At 69.3% G+C, this 884-nt stretch carries 1 pseudogene; it reads left to right on the top strand.

Annotated elements, in window-relative coordinates:
- Positions 1-597, top strand: a pseudogene (locus Q7A36_RS40250) (transposase); the annotation flags it as partial.
- Positions 598-884 lie beyond the last annotated feature (287 nt).

The following is an 884-nucleotide window of genomic DNA, read 5'->3' as shown; positions in this document are numbered from 1 at the left end:
CTGAAGACCCTCGTGCAGGGGCGTTGGTTCTATCTGTATGTCATCCTCGACCTCTACAGCCGCAAGATCATCGGCTTTGAGGTGCATGACACCGACCAGGCTGAGCATTCCGCCCATCTGGTCCGGCGCACGGCGCTGGCCGAGGGCATCCACGCCCGCACCACCCGCCCGGTGCTGCACGGCGACAACGGCCCGAGCGTGAAGGCAACCACGATCTCGGCCATGCTGCACTGGCTCGGCATCGCACCGTCGCATTCCAGGCCCAGGGTCAGCGACGATAATGCCTATGCCGAGGCGCTGTTCCGCACCGCCAAGTACCGCCCAGAGTTCCCGAGCCGTGGCTTTGCCGACCTCGCCCAGGCGCGGCAGTGGGCAGCCGAGTTCGTCCTCTGGTACAACCACGAACTCCATCACAGCGGCATCCGCTACGTCACCCCGGCGCAGCGCCATGCCGGCGAGGACGGCGCCGTTCTCGCCGCCCGCCATGTCCTGTACCAGCAGGCGCGCGAGGCCAATCCGCGCCGCTGGAGCGGACCGACCCGCAACTGGACCCCGATCGGCGTCGTCACCCTCAACCCCGAGCGCGACAGCGTCGTCGCGGCCGCCAGCCAACTCCCGCTTTCCAGTTCGACTGGCGAGCCTGCTTTCCCGCCCCGACCTGGCGCTCTCGCGGCCACGGCGCGCAGCGGCGGCGATGAGAGGAGCGCAGCCACCCGCAGCCACGCGCAGCGCAGCGAGCATGGCGAGGCTGGCGAGCACCGCACCTTCGCCGCCGCGAGCACCGTGGCAGCCTCACCCGCCGTCGGTGACGGGCACCGGCCACCACCAGCCGAATAGGAGACCCCGTTACGAGATCAGCGCGGCAACTCGCTTGACACTCACCG

The sequence above is a fragment of the Paracraurococcus lichenis genome (genome assembly GCF_030657435.1).
In the GTDB taxonomy this organism is placed as follows: Bacteria; Pseudomonadota; Alphaproteobacteria; order Acetobacterales; family Acetobacteraceae; genus Paracraurococcus; species Paracraurococcus lichenis.
Note: the sequence above shows the minus strand (reverse complement) of the source record. Positions and strands in the feature narration are given on the sequence as shown.